The organism is Corynebacterium sp. c7Ub_26 (assembly GCF_053760365.1).
In genome coordinates this window covers 44321-63567 of the sequence record NZ_JBSNBL010000005.1, presented here as the reverse complement: position 1 = coordinate 63567, position 19247 = coordinate 44321, and the positions used below count along the sequence as shown (strand labels likewise).

Below are 19247 nucleotides of genomic sequence, written 5' to 3'. Positions count from 1 at the left end.
TGCCCCGTAGCCTAGTCAGTTTTTCATCGTCGTAGGGAAACTAGGCGATTCGTGTACCGTCCAATCGGGCCGCGATCCGAATGTTTCACGTGAAACATTGTGGAACCACGCTCATCGATTCTTCCCGACGTGACACCCGCGAACTTCGGGCACCGAGTTCCAAACTCCGAGTCTCGCGCTCCGCGGTTCCGACGCTGAGTCTCCGGCTTCGAGTGTTACGCCGTGTGACGACCACGACGGGGGTCAGCGTTCTGCAATGGCGACTCCGGCTCTCGACGGGCGAGCTCCTCAACAGCGGCCATGTACGCCGCCGACCCGGGGGAGCCCGCATCGTGCTCGATCACGGTCTGCCCGTAGCTCGGCGCTTCAGACACACGCACATTCCGGGGAATGACACGATCAAACACCAGCGAACCGAACGACTCGCGGACATCGTTCTCCACATCATGCGAGAGATTTGTGCGGCTGTCATACATGGTCAGCAATACACCGGTGATATCCAGATTCGGGTTGAGCGCCTCACGAATCAGGCGGACGTTTTCGGTCAGCTGCGTCACGCCCTCAAGAGCATAAAACTCACACTGAATCGGAATGATAATTTCGTTCGCACCAGTCAGCCCGTTAATCGTCAGAAGGCCCAATGACGGGGGACAGTCAATGAAAATGTAATCGAACCCCATATCGTCGATACCCTCGTCACCGAGCATTTGCGCTACGCGATACTCACGGTTGTACCCGTTAGCCAGTTCCATTTCCGCACCGGCGAGATCAATGGTGGCCGGAATCGTGAACATATTGGGGTTCGACGGGTGAGCTTGAACGGCATCCTTCGGCTCAATTTCACCAATAATGACTTCATAGGTGGACGGAGTACCTTCCGCCCGGTGCTCGGCGCTGAGAGCAGTGGACGCATTTCCCTGTGGATCAAGGTCTACCACGAGCACTTTTTGACCCCGTAGCGACAGTGCCCACGCTAAATTGACAGTCGACGTGGTCTTCCCGACGCCACCTTTCTGGTTCGCCAACGCAATTTTCCGCGTGTGGCGAGGTCGTGGAAGGGGCTTCATCGTCCCCGATTGAAACCGCGCGGCCCGTCGGGCTTGTTCTTCTATGCTGTTGTCGTCGTCATAGTCATACCCGTCCGACGAAACCCTGCCCATGTTCCCGTCCTTTGTGTCCGTGTTATACAACTTCCGTGTGGCTGTCCGCCGTTTTCGTAACCTGGCTTATCCTAGCCCGATTCGCGGGAACAAACTAGCGTTCCTGGTCGAGCAATCGGCGGCTCATGCCGAGTATCAGCGACGTTCGCAACGCACGACGATGCTTGCGTCGGGCAAGACACCGGCCCCCGCCTCGACGACTGAACATTCCCCGCCCCCGGCCGAGCTGATAGTCCTCTGGTCACGCTCGATTTCTTCGTGAGCACTCGCGCCCTTCATCGCCAACACCAAGCCATGCTGCCTGGTTAATGGCAGCGACCATCCCATGAGTTTTCCCAGTGGCGCGACTGCTCTGCTGGTCACGTAATCGGCCCCGCGATTCTGTCGCTTAGTCGTCTTCTCTTCGGCACGGCCACGAACCACTGACACGTTATCCAATCCAAGCTTGCCGACGATTTCCTTGAGGTAATTCACGCGTCGTAGCTGTGGCTCGATGAGCGTGATGTCTAGGTCTGGTCGCGCGATCGCGAGGGGAATGCCCGGAAGCCCGGCGCCGCTTCCGATATCGACGACGCGCGAGTCGCGGTCCATCAGTTCGCCAATAACGGCGCAATTGAGGATGTGGCGTTCCCACAGACGTGGTGCTTCGCGAGGCCCGATGAGTCCGCGGACTGTCGCGTCACTGCGTAACGACTCGTGGTAGGCAACGGCAAGGGGGAGGCGATCACCAAAGACTGTCGCCACCTCAGGGGGAGTGGCTAGGGCTTCATTGACGCCTGAAGTCTTGCTCGCGCCCGGAGCGCAATCGTGGTCACCGTGCTCGATGGATGTTTCACGTGAAACATTGTGTCGGTCAGTCATTACCTTGTTGTTATTACCTTGCTACTGGGTGCTTTGCTGTTCGGTACTCTGCTGCTGGATCGGATCTGATCGCTCACCGATGCTAGCGTACAGCGCCGTCAGATGTTTCACGTGAAACCACGACAGAGCGCATCGGAGGTAAGCCGGCACTCTCAGAGGTAAAGCCCTCCGCTTCCGCCACGCGGCTATGCACAGCAGCGCGCTCAAACGGATTCATCGGCCGGAGGACCACAGGTTCGCCCGTTTCGCGCAGTCGATCTAATGCTTCTTCTGCCTCGACAAAAAGACCCTGACGTTGCGCATCGCGATAACCGTCGATGTCGAGAACAACCCCCGGAACGTCCTTAAACCCTGAAGCGCGAACTGCCAATCGCGTCAGCATCTGCAAAGCATCGATGCCTTCGCCGTGCCGACCGATAAGTTGGGCGCAATCGCCACCCGGAAGTTCCACAAACGGTCGACCTTGAATGACTCCATAGTCAATATCGCCATCGAGATCGGCGGCGTCTAAAAGCTCTTCGATGTAATCAGCAGCTGACTCTGCAGCACGGTCGGTATTGTTCACAGGGTCTTCGTTCATGCCTCAATTATGCGCGCCGAAAGGGGAGTGCGGTAGGGGTAAGGGTGTTTTCAACCCCCATAATCACCTATCCGGAAGTTCACATGAAACGCCGACGACAGCGTCGGTAATTGAAGCACACCACTACGTGAAGCACGCTGCTAAGTGAACCGTGCCGCCGCATTAACCTCCCCACCGCATGAAAAAAGGAGGGCCGGCAAGCCCTCCTTCACGCGTCACGGCACATAGCGTCCCTTCGCGCGACGCTCGGTGCGGTTGTTATTTCTTCTTCTTGCCGCCCTTTTTCTTATTATTCTTCGGCTTCTGGCCAACCTTCGGTGCAGTGGCCCTCTGAGTTTCAGCCTTTGCCTTCTTTTCCTCTTCTTCTTCGCGATCCATCTTGTTGAAGAGGACAATCTGCTGGCCCAGGGTCCAAACGTTGTTGGCTAACATGTAGGTCAGAAGCCCGATCTGCCAGAACATACCGGTGATCAGAATCATCGCCGGGAACAGCCACAGCATCATGTTGTTCATCATGTTGGCCTGCATCTCCATCTGCGGGTTCTGAGCATTCTTCTTTGGATCAGCTGCCTGGCGTGCCTTATTCCTCCGGACCATATTCCGGGCATTGAAGTGTGTAGCCAACGCCGAAATAATCATCAGCGGGATGGCCACCACGAGAATGTTGGTCCGCGTGAAATCAACGCTTCCGCTCGCGGAGAACGCGTCGAACGCTTTTTCCGGCATCCGGATGTATGCCGACAGGGGAGCGCCGAACAGTCGAGCGTCGAGGAAGGACTGCACCTCGGTGGCGCCGAACCCGTAGTTAGGAGTGTTGCGGGTTTGTTCGACGGTCATTCCTAGTTCGCCGTGCCCGGTGCCCGTTCGATTGAAGGACCGGAGTACGTGGTACAGCGAAATAAAGATGGGCATCTGAACTAGAGCCGGCAGGCACGAAGCCAGGGGATTAACGCCCATCTCCTTTTGGAGTTTGCGCATCTCAATGGCTTGGGTCTGCTGGTCGTTCTTATATTTCGCCCGAATTTCCTGCATTTTCGGCTGCAGTTCCTGCATTTTCCGACCGGACCGCATCTGGTTCGCCATTGGCTTGAACAAGAAAATGCGGATGGTGAAGACCAGGAAGATAATGGACAACGCCCATGTCACGCCGGAGTCCGGATTAAGGAATAATCCGAAGAATTTGTACCAGGCCAGCATGACCCAGGACACGGGGTAGTAGATGAAGTTAAGCACGGGGGTGCGTCGCTCCTAATCGTTTACGTTTTGGGGACTGTGGGGCCGTGACTGTTCCGTGGACGTTGCCATGATTGCGCCATACCGAGTCACTGGCGGTTGTTTCGCCCGCCAGCAGTATCGGTTGTGCCCTCACGATGGTCTTTGTCATCGTGCACGTGCGCATCGTGAACACGTTCACGAGGTGTTCGTCGCGGGGGAACAGGATCCCACCCACCTGGATGCCATGGTCCACATTTCGACAATCGAATTGCGGCCATGAGCACACCTCGTACAACACCGTACCTGCGGATGGCTGTCAGAGCGTAATTGCTACACGTGGGCTCAAATCGGCACGAGGGCCCAGGTTTCAGCGGGCTTATTCCATATTGGTAAAAGAGTATCGCTTTTTCAGCCCACGATTGCCGACGACGACCCTCACGGCTGTCTTTATGCTGGTCTATCGAGCCATCGTCACGCTGATTTATGGGGTCACCGCTGGGCTCGTCGCGAAGTGGGGGAGTAGAAGCATGATCGCCGACGGTTGAATCACGACGGTGCGCTGAACTCGTGGAGGCATCACGAACGTCGCCACCATGAGGCGGCAATTCCGAATGTTTCACGTGAAACATCTGCATCCCGTGCCTGTCTACCGTGTGAGGTTAACGTCGGCGGCATTATCCATGATTGGCCATACTGTTATGCGCGATCCTTCTCAGTTCCCGGCACTGTCGACTTCCAGCGTTGTCAGCTTTCAGTCTTCTTAGCTTCCCGACGTCGCGCTTTCCCGTAAGCCTTATTACTACAGTATGTCACTGCTTCGGCTAGGGCAGAGTGCGAAGCGTCAGCAGCGGCAGGGCGGGCGCGAATAACTACATCAACACTCCGCGGAAGGTCATCCACTACCTCTTTAACGACGTGGCGCAGGTGCCGTGCCACTGTGTGCCGAACAACTGAATTCCCCACACTTTTCGAGCACACAACACCAACACGCGGACCATTGATGAGATCAGCCGTGGCTGGGTCGGTAGAACGTATGACGACGTGAACCACGACCAGCTTGCTACCCGACGTGGCGCCTCGAATGGCCGAACGGAAATCCGACCTGTGACGCAACCGTTGCGATGCCGGGAGCACGTGGTTCACATCCTCTACGTGATGAACTTGGGAAATGAGTCAAGAGTGGATTCTGTCGCTATGACATGGATAAGGGTCTCTGTACGGATCGTCCTATACAGATGGCCTCATACATAGACATGTATAGACAAAAGCGGAGCTTCCCCGGACGACATTTGCCAAGAACCGAGGAAACTCCACCACGTTCGCAAAACGACACCAGCTTTACAACCAGCTGGGGAAGTGCGTAGCTCTACGCACTTACGCCGTCAGCGACTTACGTCCTTTACGACGACGTGCCGACACAATGGCACGACCGGCCCGCGTGCTCATGCGGCTACGGAAGCCGTGAACACGGGAACGACGGCGGTTGTTCGGCTGAAAAGTCCGCTTGCCTTTGACCACGGTACTCAACTCCTCAATATACTCGGGCACGCTACACCCGGCGATGCCGTAGCAGGTTGCACCAACCTTGTACCGACATGCCGAGAGCTTGCCATGTAACAGATTATTTCAACGGCAATACAGAAATCCGCTAGGACATCTCGATTACTACGCGGTACTTCCAGACCCGCTAGTACTTCCCATGAAACACACACGGGGCGAGCAGCTTTTCGACGGCAACAGCATGGAGCCAAAGCCAGAATCGCTGTGTATTGCCATGCTCGTGAAAGATCGGACGCCACCGAAAGCGCAGGCATCACGGATCTATTACGAATGACCTTATAAGACTACGGGTTTTACCACACGAGTCACAAATCAGCGATCGGTGTGTTCACTTCACCCCTAAATTGCACGGTTGTAATTCATTTAAAAACTCCACAGTGGTTAAAGACACATCGATGAGCCTGTGGATAAAGCTGCCAGAATAGAAAGTCCAGGTCGCATCGCGTGTCCCTCCACATTCCACAGCGGGTGTGGATAAGTTGTCCACATCTGTGACCTCAACCTTTACTTGAGGTTAATTTTCCCAGGTCACGGCCAAATCTTCCCCAACACAATTAATCCACAGGTTCAAGGCGCCCTGGGGATAAACTCAAGCCCTGTTTATCCCCAGGTTGTGGACAACATTGTAGAAAACGCTTCTGACGTCTGTATTATGTTATTCACAGCTTATTCACAAGTAAGCGAATCTCTGGGGAGAACGTAAATTACAAATGTGGAATTATACTCTGCCCAATTTAGTAACAAAATCTGACCATCAACCCACACTAGAGACCGCCACAATGTCATTTTTCATGAGCGATACCCCGCATTACGGTGTAAAGCTCAAACACACATGACCACGAACGCCGGTGTTTTCCACGTTCGCTACGGGTACCCGTGCCCAACACAGCAGCAATACGACAACAGCAACACAAAGGATGACCGATGGACCTTGGGGGAAGCCCTCACCAATTTGGACAGGCGAGCGAGGACTTTTTCAACACGTGGAACAACGTTGTCGCACAGCTGATGGCAATGAATCCACGGGAGGATATCCCAGGTCAAGCGCCTGGAACGCGAATTACTCCTCAAGATAAGGCCTGGTTAAAGCAAGCTGCTCCCGTCGGTCTTATCGGCGGTGTCGCCGTTATCTCCACCCCTAACCGAACGGCCAAAAGCGTTTTCGAGCGCAAACTCGGCGATATCATCTCCGCCGAACTCACCGCAGCTATTGGGGAGCCAATAAAACTGGCTATCTCGATTAACTCTGCTGCTACGGAATCCGACGATTCCTCTGCAGAACCTCCCCGCACAGAGCCGCCTCGTGCGGAAACTCCTCCCGCACAGCCACGCACAACGCAGTCTCGCCCCACGGAAACTCGCCCTGCAGAGTCGTACCGCGATTTTTCACAACCCAACACGGGCCCCAAAACCGGCACACCCAGCGAAAACATCGCACAAGAGAAGACGCAACTGTCGCGTGAGATGCCCCGGCACACCTCATATGAGGACGATCCCTACGTTCTTCACTACCCCGATAGCTCCCCACAGGAGGAGCGTCCATCCACCTATCCCGACGCCACCCCCACCGAACCCGCTTACTCCAACACCGGAGACGCCCACGTCGGCAATTCTGATGACACACCTGCGGAAACAGCCCCGCAGCCATGGAACGAGGGGTACATCAACAATGCGCGGCCCCAGCGTCGGCAAGAACAAAAGCCTGACTCCGAACGATCATGGTTAAACGAGAACTACACCTTCGATAATCTCGTCGCCGGTGAGGGGAACCGGGTAGTGCGGGCTGCGGCCATCGCTGTCGCGGAAAACCCTGCTCAGGCCTATAATCCGCTCTTTATTTGGGGTGGATCGGGGCTGGGGAAGACCCACATTCTTCACGCCATCGGGCATCGAGCCCTTGAGCTGCGACCCAATCTGCGTGTCCGGTATGTTTCGATCGAGGAATACACGAATGAGTGGATCAACTCGATTCGCAACAACCGAGGTGAGGACTTCAAACGGAAGTACCGAAGCTTCGACATCCTGCTGGTGGACGATATCCAATTCCTGGCTGGTAAACCCGAGACTCAGATCGAGTTCTTCCACAACTTCAATGCTCTCCATGGGGCCCAAAAGCAGATCGTCCTGTGTTCGGACCGGTCGCCCAAGGAGCTAACGGAGCTAGAACCTCGGCTCCGGACCCGTTTTCAGTGGGGGTTCACGCAGGACATTCAAAAACCTGACCTGGAAACGCGCATTGCCATCCTGCGGCTGAAAGCGGAGCGGGAAAACGCGCAGGTCCCCAGCGAAGTGTTGTCATTTATTGCGGAGCAGAAGGCCGAATCGGTGCGTGAGCTCGAGGGCGCGCTGAATAAGGTGCTCATTGTTTCATCGATCCAGCACACACCCGTCACACTCGAGATGGCCCGCGATCAGCTTCAAGACCTGGTCGCCCCTGAGGTAGTGGAAATTACCGCGCCGACAATCATGTCCGTGACCGCGGAATACTTTAACTTAACGACGGCTGACCTGACCGGTCCTGGTAAAGCGCGGCCCATTGCTCACGCGCGGCAGGTCGCGATGTACCTATGCAGGGAGTTGACGGACCTCTCGCTGCCCAAGGTGGGCAACAAATTCGGCGGCCGTGACCACACCACTGCGATGTATGCCGAGCGCAAGATTCGGAAAGAAGTGAGAGAGAAGCGCTCGACGAATGAGGCCATCCAAGAAATCACCGCGCGCATCAAAGATCAGGCTCGGTAGCTTCCTGGTGTTTTAAACCTGTTGTGGATAACTTAGCGCACTGACCTGCGTGTTTTCAGAAATTTCGTTTTATCCACAATGTTATCCACACCTGTGTAATTACAACTTTGTTATTTCGTGATTTCAATCACAACTGACCACGAATTTTTGGCACAGGCTCCTGTGGATAACTGCCCCAAAACGGTGGATATAACAGGGGATAACTAACCCGCGATTGTGAATAAACTGATACCCACCTCGGTTCTCCACAGACCACCCCAATTTATCCACAGCATTATCCCCAGTTTATCCACAACCCAATATCGCCAATGACAAGCGACAATCCCGGTTATCCACTGTTTCCACAACCCCTACTGCTACTACCGCTTTTTCTTTCAAGGAGATGAGTTAAAGAAATAGGACCCGGCCTTGTGTGGGGATAACCCAGACCAAAGCACATTTGCAGCCCTATGTAGAGAGGGCTTAACAGCAAATGCGCTATTGACATTAAGAATCAATTGCCGGCTGAAATAACAAAAAGTGACTCGGGTTTGTCACCAGGAGTAGGTAACATCCAAACGTGCATCACTCCACGATGACGACAACGATCACAACCACGACTGACTCAATGAACACGGAGTAACAATGGAAGCCAATGGTGTTTCTTTTCGGGTGGCGAAAGATGACTTATCCGCAGCCCTCAGCTGGGTAGCGCGTAGCTTAGCGAGCAAACCAACTCAGCCGATTCTTCGCGGTGTCATGATGACCGCTGACGACGAGGACTTGCTCCTTGCCGGATTCGATTACGAAGTGTCCACTCGCGTGCGAATTTCGGCCGAGGTGCTTGAACCCGGGCAGGTCCTCGTCGCCGGTAAATTAGCGAATGACATTATTGGGTCACTTCCACACAAAGATGTCGCTATCTCGGTCGACGGCACCAAAGTTCATGTGACATGCGGGCAATCGAACTTCGAATTACCTGCCATGACCATCGAGGATTATCCGGAACTCCCGTCATTGCCGGAAGAGACCGGGCATATTGATCCGCATGTTTTCACTGCTGCCATTGGTCAAGTTGCGTCGGCAGCGGGCAAAGATGACTCCATGCCTATGCTCACGGGCATAAAAATGGAGGTCAAAGGGGATAATGTCGTTCTCGCCGCGACCGACCGATTCCGTTTAGCCGTTCGTGAGTTCACCTGGGAACCGTCGTCACCCGACGTCGACGCGGAGATCCTTATCCCGGCACGTACCTTGGCCGATTCTGCCCGTACCCTCGATACTCGCCTGAACGATCCCATCCAGCTGGCGATGGGCGCTGCCCAGGACGTCGGCAAAGATGGGCTTTTGGGCATTGTCTCGGAGAATCGGCAAACAACAACACGGCTGATCGACGCCGACTTCCCCAAGTTCAGGCCGCTACTGCCGAAGAGCCACTCATCCATGGCGATCGTGGAAATCGCGCCATTATTGGACGCTATCCGACGTGTCAGCCTGGTGGCTGAACGAAACGCTCAGGTCAAACTGGAGTTTTCGGAGGACCAGCTTGTTCTATCAGCCGGGGGTTCTGAGGCTGGAACCGCGGAGGAGACCCTGCCCGCTCAATTTGCCGGCGAGCCACTTCTCATCGCGTTCAACGCGAATTACCTGAAAGAAGGCTTGGCTTCGATTGATACCAAGAATGTGGTGTTTGGGTTTACTCAGCCTTCCCGCCCGGCGATCTTAATCCCAGAGCCAGAAACCATGCCTGAGCAGGACAGTGATGGCCAATTCCCGACGCCATCGACATACTTCACCTATCTCCTGATGCCAGTTCGGCTACCAGGCTAAAGGCACATTTTCTGTTCGACGTTGTTCCCATCCCACGAGGCATCCCACCTGTGTATATCCGTGCGCTGCAATTACGTAATTTCCGGTCGTGGCCAGAGCTGGATCTTCACCTCGGCCCGGGAATTACTGTGTTTTCAGGGCCGAATGGTCATGGAAAGACCAACGTGGTGGAAGCCCTTGACTATGTTGCTCATCTGGGTTCGCATCGCGTGTCAACGGATGCGCCGCTGGTCCGCGAGGGGCACGAGTACACGACGGTCTCGGCAACGGCCGTCAATAGTGGCCGGGAGCTCACCGCCCATATGCTGATCAAGGCGCGCGGGTCGAACAAAGCACAAATTAACCGTGCCCCGTGTAAAAGCCCACGTCAGCTGCTTGGAATTGTCAAAACGGTCCTTTTTTCGCCAGAAGATTTGACCCTAGTACGTGGTGAACCTGAACATCGGCGGCGTTTTCTTGACGATCTCCTCATCGGGCGATTTCCCCGCTGGGCAGGCACTCGCTCCGACTACGATAAGATCCTTCGTCAACGCAATACGCTGCTTAAACGGTCATCGAGAACCCTCCGACAGGGATATAGAGGAGGTAATGACTCTGACTCCGCCCTCGACACGTTGGATACATGGGATTCGCACCTCGCAGCGGCCGGCGCACAGGTCATGGTGCAGCGGATTGTCTTGGCACACGTGCTCTCGTCGTACGTAAAAAACGCGTACCAGCGTCTGGCACCAGAGTCTCGACCTGCACAGATCACCTACCGGTCCACCGTCGATAAGGCCCTCGGTGAGGTGGGGATCACGCCGGCAACCGTCGCCAATGATGTTGCAGGAGCGACACCTGTCATTGAGGCGGTGTTGTTATCGGAGCTGGCACGCCGGCGGGATACTGATATTCAGCGGGGGACAAGCACGTGTGGTCCTCACCGCGACGATGTCGAATTGTTGTTAGGAACCCAGCCAGCGCGAGGTTATGCCAGTCACGGCGAGTCCTGGTCATTTGCGCTGGCGCTGCGCTTGGCTTCCTTTGAATGGCAGCGTGAGCAGGGTACGGACCCCATTCTTATTCTCGACGATGTCTTCGCGGAGTTAGATGCTGCCCGACGACGCGCGCTGGCCACCGTTGCGAAGGATGCTGAGCAAACGTTGGTGACTGCGGCCGTGGGGGACGACTTACCGCAGGACCTGGTGAATAGTGATATTCGTGTTCTGACAGTGGAAGCGTCGACGGTTGAGGATTCAGATATCCGATCGTCCCGGATCACTCATGATTCCGCTGACGGTGGAGCGACGGAGACCGATGACGAAGGAGGCGACGCTCATGAATGATCCCGTCGCCGAAGCGCTCGCCCGCATCTACTCGCACGGTCGCGTGCCCATGCCTCCCAACATGCGGAAAGTCCTTCAGTCCACTACATCGATAAGTTGTAGCGCTGACCAACACAGCGTGACCCGCAAAAACGGCGTTTCTCGTACAAACGGTGCTGCCGATAAAGACGGCGTAAACAACAAAGCCGTCGATAAGTCCGACGAAGGAAGCGTCGGCAAGAAAGTCGATAAGGACAAGAATTCTAGAAATTCTAGGGACTTATCACGAGCGAAAACTACCAGCGCGACGTCGGTTTTTCGTGAGTTTTCGCGTACATCCCGGGTGTATCCCACGGGGCCGGATGGTCACCGTCGGAAAAATACTCGTCGGTATGAGTCCCTGGGCAGTATCGTCAACAGGGAAGTCGTGCGGCGCGGGTGGACGGAAAAAATTTCCCACGGGTGGATTACTGCGAACTGGTCGACGGTTGCGGGTGACTACTTAGGGGCGCACTCCAGAATAAGGATGATCAAAGACACGACACTGTTTCTTGAGTGTGATTCCACCGCTAAGGCCTCTGAACTGCGATATTTACAGACAGAATTGCTGAGCAGAATTGCACAACACGTGGGGCCCGACGTCATAACTGCGGTGAAAATCTTTGGTCCGCGGCCACCGTCGTGGCGGCATGGACCGCTACATGTCAAGGGTCGGGGACCACGCGATACCTATGGATAGTGGGACACACGCGGGGAAATTCCACTGGTAAGCGATTTCCGGAATAGTCCCCGCGACATATGAGCCCGAAAATCGCGTCATACGGGCCCTACACGCCCGGTAGGCGTTCAACTGAGGGGGGATATACCGGGTATGATGGTGGGCAACTGTGAAAAGTAAAGGAGCGCTGCTACATCGTGGCCGAAAATGCTGCCGAAAATAACACAAGGCACGACTACGACGCCTCATCGATCACCATTCTCGAGGGGCTCGAAGCCGTCCGCAAGCGACCCGGAATGTACATTGGCTCGACCGGAGAAAGAGGCCTACACCACCTTGTGTGGGAGGTCGTCGATAACTCCGTCGATGAAGCCATGGCCGGGTACGCCACGCATGTCGATGTCACCATTATGAAAGATGGGGGCATCGAAGTTGTCGACGACGGACGTGGCATCCCCGTTTCGATGCACCCCTCGGGAGCACCCACCGTCCAAGTGGTCATGACGCAACTACACGCCGGCGGTAAGTTCGACAACGACTCGTACGCTGTGTCCGGTGGTCTGCACGGCGTCGGTATTTCCGTCGTCAATGCCCTGTCCACCCGAGTTGAAGCGGAAATCAAACGTGATGGCTACCGCTGGTACCAGAACTTCACCGACGCGATTCCCGACGAACTAGTCCAAGGTAAAAAAGCCCGCGGAACAGGGACAACCATCCGATTCTGGCCGGACCCGGATGTTTTCGAGACAACAGAGTTTAAGTTCGAGACGATTGCTCGGCGCTTGCAGGAGATGGCGTTCCTTAATAAGGGCCTCTACATCACGCTGACCGACAAGCGTAGCCAGGCTACCGAGACGTCCGAGGATACCGACGACACTGTCGAGGAAGCAGCTGCGGCGAAATCCGCTGAGGAAGCGGCCGCTGACGCGGAGCAAAAAGCCAAGAAGCCCAAAGAGCGGACGGAGACGTTCCATTACCCCGACGGGTTAAAGGACTACGTTGCCTCCATCAACAAGACCAAGACCGCGATCCACCCGACGATCATCACGTTCGACGCCAAGGGCGACGAGCACGAGGTCGAGGTCGCGTTGCAGTGGAACTCTGGCTACGCCCAGAGCGTCCACACCTTCGCCAACACGATTAACACCATTGAAGGCGGAACCCACGAGGAAGGTTTCCGCGCCGCGCTGACGTCGTTAATGAACAGGTACGCGCGCGAGCACAAGCTACTCAAGGATAAAGAACCCAACTTGAGTGGCGACGATTGCCGCGAAGGTCTTGCTGCCGTCATTTCTGTTCGAGTGGCCGATCCGCAGTTCGAGGGCCAGACGAAGACGAAACTAGGAAACACCGAGGTCAAGAGCTTCGTCCAGAAACAGGTTTTTGAGAACGTCAGCCACTGGTTTGAATCAAACCCGGCCGAAGCGAAGATTATTGTCAACAAAGCGGTGTCGTCTTCGCAGGCGCGCGTGGCGGCCCGCAAGGCCCGCGACTTGGTTCGTCGTAAGTCCGCAACGGATTTGGGCGGCTTGCCAGGTAAGTTAGCTGATTGCCGATCCAAAGACCCGACGCTCTCTGAGCTCTACATCGTGGAGGGTGATTCTGCTGGTGGCTCGGCTAAATCTGGCCGTGATTCGATGTACCAGGCCATCCTTCCTCTTCGAGGAAAGATTCTGAACGTCGAGAAGGCTCGGCTGGACCGCGTGCTAAAGAACAACGAGGTTCAGGCGATCATCACCGCGTTGGGTACCGGAATTCACGACGAGTTCGACATCAAGAAACTGCGCTATCACAAGATCATCCTGATGGCCGATGCTGATGTTGACGGTTCGCACATCGCGACTCTCCTGTTGACCTTGCTTTTCCGGTTTATGCGTCCGCTGGTCGAAGAAGGCCACGTCTATCTGGCGCAGCCACCGCTGTACAAGTTGAAGTGGGGCAAGGGTGCTCCCGGCTTCGCTTATTCCGATGCCGAACGTGATGAATTGTTGGCGGAAGGCCTGGAGCAAGGCCGGAAGATCAACAAAGACGACGGCATCCAGCGGTACAAGGGCTTGGGCGAGATGAACCCCAAAGAGCTGTGGGAAACAACGATGGATCCCTCGATCCGTATTCTTCGTCAGGTGCAGTTGGAGGATGCGGCTAAGGCGGACGAGATTTTCTCGGTCCTTATGGGTGACGACGTCATCGCCCGCCGCAGCTTCATTACGCGTAACGCGAAGGATGTTCGTTTCTTGGATATTTAGTCCGTGGGTCGGACTCGGCTCCGGAGACGAAAATATCGAACCAAAGCGGCTGATTGTAGTGATCAGGTTTGGTCTATTTAAGTCAGTGTGACGAAATAATTTACGGGGTAGTTTCGTGAGGTTCGGTGGGTCGGAGTGGCGTCGAATGTTTCACGTGAAACATGGACAGGGGGAGGGTGCGGGGAAGCGTCTCTGTTCAAGAACTCAATATGAGACCTCTAGTCAGCTCAGCATCGTCGAGGTGGTTAACTTATGGGGAGCGAGAAACTATTGGTTCTCACCACGTGATTCTTGTGTGGAAGCGAAATAATGTTTCACGTGAAACATCGTCCATTCGCTGGATGAAATTCAAGAAAGTCTACTGCGTAACGGTAAAGGATTTTTATGTATGGGCAGTAACGAAAAAGCAGAAACGTCATCATCCGGTGATAAAGGATTAAAAAGGGGACTGAGCGCTCGGCACGTTCACTTCATCGCCCTAGGTTCGGCCATTGGAACAGGTCTGTTTTATGGCTCGGCTGATGCCATTCAGTCCGCGGGACCTGCCGTGCTTTTGGTTTATCTCCTGGGTGGCGCGGTGGTGTACTTCATGTTGCGCGCCCTAGGTGAAATGGCAGTGCGAATGCCTGTGTCAGGATCTTTCGCCGAATATTGCCGCATCTTCCTCGGTCCGTGGTCGGGGTACATCACAGGGTGGATGTACGCGTTCGAAATGGTGATCGTGTGTCTTGCGGACCTGACCGCTATTGGAACGTATATGAGATTCTGGTTCCCCGACTCGCCCCAATGGGTATGGGTGGCGGTGACCTTACTCATTGTGGGTGCCGTAAATATCACAAGTTCACGGCTCTTCGGGGAGTTAGAATTCGGCCTCACCATCATCAAGGTATCCGCAGTCGTAGCCATGATCGCCGGTGGCGCAATCATCCTAATCTTCGGTTTAGGCAACCATGCTGATTCCGGCGTTCACAACTTGTGGTCGCATGGCGGGTTTTTCCCTCATGGGCCGTGGGGAATGGCTATGGCCCTCGTGGTCGTCATGTTCGCCTTCGGTGGTTCAGAGATCATCGGGGTAACTGCTGGCGACGCAGAGGATCCGGCAAAAACAATTCCGAAGGCCATTCACTCAGTGCCGATACGTATTTTGCTGTTTTACGTGTTGGCCATCGCGGTGATTGTCACCATTAACCCGTGGTCCTCTATCAATGGTGAATCGTCACCGTTCGTACAGATTTTCAATGATCTTGGTGTGAATTGGGCCGCGGCGCTGCTCAACGTTGTGGTTATTACGGCCGCCCTCTCTGCCATTAACTCAGATCTCTTCGGCGCAGGCCGTGTTGTTCACGGAATGGCAGCCGAGGGCTTGGCCCCACGTTCCTTTGCCCGGACGTCAGCAAAGGGTGTGCCCATCTTTACAACGACGGTAATGCTCGGAGTTCTAGTCATAGGTGTGGTTATCAACTTCTTGATCCCGGAGCGCGTGTTCCTCGTGATCGCTGCTCTGGCCACCTTCGCGACGGTCTTTGTGTGGTTGATGATTTTATTGGCCCACCTCGCCAGCCGGACGGGGGACCAGGCGCCATCCAACAAAGATCTGACCTATCCGGTTCCGCTGTGGCCATGGGGTCAATACTTTGCCCTCGCCATGGTCGTTATCACGATTATCATGATGATGTTTTCCGACGATACGCGGTTGGCTCTGGTCGTAGGTGTCGCCTGGACGGCATTAATGAGTGTCGTGTGGGTAGTCCGAGGTCGGCAAACGTATGAGGATTACCTCGCCACAAGGGAAGCGGAGAAATCTCACGCTTAACACGTTGGGGGCGTCGGGTCCTCATTGATGTCCCATCATTCCCGCCGTCCCGGCCGGCCGACCCGAACAATGTCGGCGCTCATGGTTGTCACATCCTCCCACCGAGCCGAGTAGAAGCAAATGTTTCACGTGAAACTTCGCCGAGTCCGGAGAGTCTGCCGACTCCATCCCGATCCACCGGAATAACTACATAAAAATAACCCAGCCGATCCAGAACGGAGCCGGTTGGGTTTTAATTGTCTGACGCTCATAAACACTGTGACGCCTATAGAGACCCTAGCCCCCACACAGTGCCCATTTTATCAACGCCAGCTTTAGCAACGTCGGTTGTGAACCGAAGCGGAAAAACACTATTAAGAAGCGTGCTTCTCAATAACGTCGCCGAGGTCGGGGAGTCCCTTCTCGACGATCCCCTCAAGCTTCCCGCGGAACGTTTTGTAGATTTTCTGAGCACCTGAGTTATTAATGCTCTCCATACGCTCATCGCTTAGGTCGGCTAAATCCTTGGTGACCTCATCCGACCGCGTCTCGAGGTACTTACCAAAGCCACCTTCCGGCTTACCATTTTGGTAGGCCTGCCAGTAGGGGTTCAGACGATCAGCGAGGTGGGGCAAAAGACGATCGGTCATGTCTTTGACCAGATTGGGCCGGGCTTTGACGGCGCCGCTGAAAGCCGTCTTAATCGCTTTACCGGACAGCCCGGAAAGGTTGTTGATGGAGTTCTCGGTGGATTCCGCCAGGTCAGAGACCACGGGTTCCCGAGTGCCATCCTTCGTCAAAATATCGGAAAGTTCAGACATAGGCTCTAAGACTAGCCAAAAAACCGTCAAGTTGTGGCATCGCACTAAAAGGGGAGGTCAACCTCGGCTGCACAGATGAACCTACGCGTTTAGCGCGCGTCGTTACCCCCGGGCTTATGATCGTTATATGTCTTCATCCCACTCAGACCAGTACATCAACGCCTACATGAATTTCATAGATCAATCGCCGACGAGCTACCACGCGGTTGCGGTAATGGCCGACGAACTCCGTCAGGCGGGATTCCACCCTCAGAAGGAACCCGACCCGTGGGATGTTAGACCTGGGGGACATTACGTCGTTCGTGACGGTGCGATGATCGCTTATGTCATTCCACCGCAGACTACGTCGGCTAGCACTGCGGAACGCGAAAGCGTCGGAAAGAATAACGCGAAAAACAAAAACGACGGCGGTCGTCACCCCGCGTACCGCATTATCGGTGCCCACACGGATTCCCCGGCACTCACACTCAAACCGACGCCACAGTCCACAACGTCCGACGGCTGGGGGCAGTTAGCCGTTGAGGTCTACGGTGGAGCCTTATTAAATTCGTGGCTCGACCGCGAGCTGTGTGTAGCCGGGCGAGTCGTCGACGAACATGGCGCTGTCCATCTGGTTCGGACGAAACCGATCGCGCGTGTCCCGCAGTTGGCCATCCACTTAGACCGCAAGGTCAATGAAGGTCTAGAGCTCAACCCCCAGAAGCATATTCACCCCATATGGACGGTCGACGACGATAGCGCCGACATTATGGACGTCATTGCGGAGTCCGCTGGTCTATCGAGCAAACGCGAGATCTTCGGGTGGGATCTCAAGCTGGTTCCGACGCAGAAGGCGGCAACGTTTGGTGCCCAGTCGCAGTTTATTGCGTCGGGCCGTCAGGATAATTTGTCATCGGTATTCGCGGGGTTTCACGTTTTACAGCAGTTGGGTACCGACTCGATTCCTGGCGACGGCATTCTGGTCTTCGTCGCCAATGACCATGAAGAGGTTGGGTCGGGAACGCGATCGGGCGCGGCAGGCCCCTTCCTTGAGGACGTGTTGCATCGGACAGCCGTCGCTTTGGGGAATGACGCCGACGATGAGGCGCGAATGATGGCTCGTTCCGTGTGTATATCGTCGGATGCCGGGCATTCTGTGCACCCGAATTACGCGGAACGTCATGACCCGGACACTCGCCCGATGATGGGGCACGGGCCGATGGTCAAGATTAATGCTAACCAGCGTTACGTTTCCGACGCCGTGGGCGAGGCCATTTGGCAGCGCGCCTGTGAGGTCGCGGGTATCCAGCATCAAGCGTTTGTTTCACATAACGCTATGCCATGTGGATCGACAATCGGGCCGATCACGGCGACAAGGCTGGGAATGGTCACGGTCGACGTCGGCATCCCGCTGCTCTCGATGCACTCTACGCGAGAAATGAGCCACGAATATGACTGTTGGGCGCTCTCGGAGGCAATACGTGCTTTTTGGACGATGGAATCACTGGAATATGGACAGTGATTTGAGGGTCGTATGAAGACGTTCTTCGTCAAACGGTAAGTACTCGGCGATGGTGAGCCCATCTATTGACCCTGCGGAGTCGATGGATGTCAGGATGGTCTGGAGCTGATCCATGGTCATCGAACCGCCCCCGGACCCGTCACCCGTGAGGTTGGGGTTCGCGAAGTAGGTGGAATGGAAGTTCTGTGGGTTAAGAACGTCGATGTCGAAGTGAACAGCAAGGTGGTCAAACTGGCGGGCAAAGTCGGAAATAGTTTTTGTGGGCAAGAATTGGCCACTCTGAACCGTATAAGGCACCTTGTAGTTCTCTAGCACTGTGCGTTGGTAATCAAAGATATCTTGCAAACCGACGTACAGGATATGATCACCGGGAAACGGTTCATTCCGAAGTTCGGTGCTCAGTGGAACGGAATCGTCACCGAGGAGAGTCGATAATGCCATCGCGTGGGCATAGGGATAGTCATCAGCCGGCGAGGATACGTCAGGATGAGCATCGATCCAGATGATTCCGATGTCTTCGTACAGGCCATGAAGATAATCGAAGGGAGCGACAGAAACTAGGCAGCTCCCGCCAACGGTGATGACCCGGTCCGGGTGATCTTCTTCCAGGATTGATTGGGCTGAGTGAATTCCTTGTGTCAGGGTCTCCAGCCCGTAAATGCCGTCCTTTGTGGGTAATTGCTGGCCGTGAGAGGGAGGGTCGATGGGGACTTTCTTCCAAGGCTGATTGTCATTCTTTGGAAGTACATGCTTCAGTAGCTCGGCACCAAAGTAATAAGTGTCTAGTCCACCGCTAACAAAATCTGGGTATAGGAGCCGAAGTGCGTTCATGACGTCCTCCATATTTATTGCTTAGTGGCTAGCGTAAATCAAAAACTAGGGCGAAGTAGTGTCTAGGTTAGGTTGAGTTAATTACTAATCCTTGGTAACTTCAGCCC

At 55.0% G+C, this 19247-nt stretch carries 17 protein-coding genes; 8 read left to right on the top strand and 9 right to left on the bottom strand.

The features are described from left to right. Positions 1-215 precede the first annotated feature (215 nt). The 7 genes from ACWORE_RS09125 to rpmH all read right to left on the bottom strand — a co-directional run bounded on the left by ACWORE_RS09125 (position 216) and on the right by rpmH (position 5334). A complete protein-coding gene (locus ACWORE_RS09125) occupies positions 216-1160 on the bottom strand; it encodes a ParA family protein (protein ID WP_046203499.1) in 945 nt (314 codons plus the stop codon). Positions 1161-1295: 135 nt separating this feature from the next. After that, entirely contained in the window at positions 1296-2021 is a 726-nt protein-coding gene (gene rsmG / locus ACWORE_RS09120) for a 16S rRNA (guanine(527)-N(7))-methyltransferase RsmG (RefSeq protein ID WP_455303603.1), read from the bottom strand. Positions 2022-2103: 82 nt separating this feature from the next. Further along, positions 2104-2601 (bottom strand): Jag family protein, encoded by a 498-nt coding sequence (locus tag ACWORE_RS09115; protein ID WP_455303602.1) that lies wholly within the window; start codon positions 2599-2601, stop codon positions 2104-2106. A gap of 258 nt (positions 2602-2859) precedes the next feature. Further along, a complete protein-coding gene (gene yidC, locus ACWORE_RS09110) occupies positions 2860-3834 on the bottom strand; it encodes a membrane protein insertase YidC (protein WP_406605259.1) in 975 nt (324 codons plus the stop codon). Between the two features lie 89 nt (positions 3835-3923). Further along, entirely contained in the window at positions 3924-4277 is a 354-nt protein-coding gene (yidD, locus tag ACWORE_RS09105; protein ID WP_406606135.1) for a membrane protein insertion efficiency factor YidD, read from the bottom strand. Between the two features lie 283 nt (positions 4278-4560). Beyond that, positions 4561-4950 (bottom strand): ribonuclease P protein component, encoded by a 390-nt coding sequence (gene rnpA / locus ACWORE_RS09100; protein ID WP_455303601.1) that lies wholly within the window; start codon positions 4948-4950, stop codon positions 4561-4563. A 240-nt stretch (positions 4951-5190) separates the two neighbouring features. After that, complete coding sequence (gene rpmH, locus ACWORE_RS09095) at positions 5191-5334, bottom strand: 50S ribosomal protein L34 (protein ID WP_406606134.1); 144 nt, start codon at positions 5332-5334, stop codon at positions 5191-5193. Between the two features lie 181 nt (positions 5335-5515). On the opposite strand from rpmH, the gene ACWORE_RS09090 reads away from it, so the two are divergent. From ACWORE_RS09090 to ACWORE_RS09060, 7 genes are all read left to right on the top strand, one after another. Continuing rightward, complete coding sequence (locus tag ACWORE_RS09090; protein WP_455303600.1) at positions 5516-5650, top strand: hypothetical protein; 135 nt, start codon at positions 5516-5518, stop codon at positions 5648-5650. A gap of 650 nt (positions 5651-6300) precedes the next feature. Beyond that, a complete protein-coding gene (gene dnaA, locus ACWORE_RS09085; RefSeq protein WP_455303599.1) occupies positions 6301-8118 on the top strand; it encodes a chromosomal replication initiator protein DnaA in 1818 nt (605 codons plus the stop codon). A 624-nt stretch (positions 8119-8742) separates the two neighbouring features. Further along, positions 8743-9927 carry a DNA polymerase III subunit beta gene (gene dnaN, locus ACWORE_RS09080; protein ID WP_455303598.1) on the top strand — a complete coding sequence of 395 codons (1185 nt, stop codon included), beginning with the start codon at positions 8743-8745 and terminating at the stop codon, positions 9925-9927. 50 nt (positions 9928-9977) lie between these two features. Further along, the gene (recF, locus tag ACWORE_RS09075) at positions 9978-11252 is read left to right on the top strand and encodes a DNA replication/repair protein RecF (RefSeq protein WP_455303597.1); all 1275 of its coding nucleotides are present in this window, start codon (positions 9978-9980) and stop codon (positions 11250-11252) included. After that, on the top strand, positions 11245-11970 hold the full coding sequence (locus tag ACWORE_RS09070; protein ID WP_296138759.1) for a DciA family protein: 726 nt from the start codon (positions 11245-11247) through the stop codon (positions 11968-11970). The genes recF and ACWORE_RS09070 overlap by 8 nt, the downstream gene beginning before the upstream one ends. A 176-nt stretch (positions 11971-12146) precedes the next feature. Further along, on the top strand, positions 12147-14195 hold the full coding sequence (gyrB, locus tag ACWORE_RS09065; RefSeq protein WP_448235179.1) for a DNA topoisomerase (ATP-hydrolyzing) subunit B: 2049 nt from the start codon (positions 12147-12149) through the stop codon (positions 14193-14195). Between the two features lie 388 nt (positions 14196-14583). Continuing rightward, entirely contained in the window at positions 14584-16008 is a 1425-nt protein-coding gene (locus ACWORE_RS09060) for an amino acid permease (RefSeq protein ID WP_455303596.1), read from the top strand. A gap of 353 nt (positions 16009-16361) precedes the next feature. Here ACWORE_RS09060 and ACWORE_RS09055 read toward each other — a convergent pair whose 3' ends face one another. Next, on the bottom strand, positions 16362-16808 hold the full coding sequence (locus tag ACWORE_RS09055) for a DUF6918 family protein (protein WP_296138750.1): 447 nt from the start codon (positions 16806-16808) through the stop codon (positions 16362-16364). Between the two features lie 127 nt (positions 16809-16935). On the opposite strand from ACWORE_RS09055, the gene ACWORE_RS09050 reads away from it, so the two are divergent. After that, positions 16936-18309: a M18 family aminopeptidase gene (locus ACWORE_RS09050; protein ID WP_455303595.1), complete on the top strand. Its 1374-nt coding sequence runs from the start codon at positions 16936-16938 to the stop codon at positions 18307-18309. Here the strand turns inward: ACWORE_RS09050 and ACWORE_RS09045 are convergent. Then, positions 18289-19140: an arginase family protein gene (locus tag ACWORE_RS09045; RefSeq protein ID WP_296138746.1), complete on the bottom strand. Its 852-nt coding sequence runs from the start codon at positions 19138-19140 to the stop codon at positions 18289-18291. The genes ACWORE_RS09050 and ACWORE_RS09045 overlap by 21 nt on opposite strands. Positions 19141-19247: the final 107 nt, after the last annotated feature.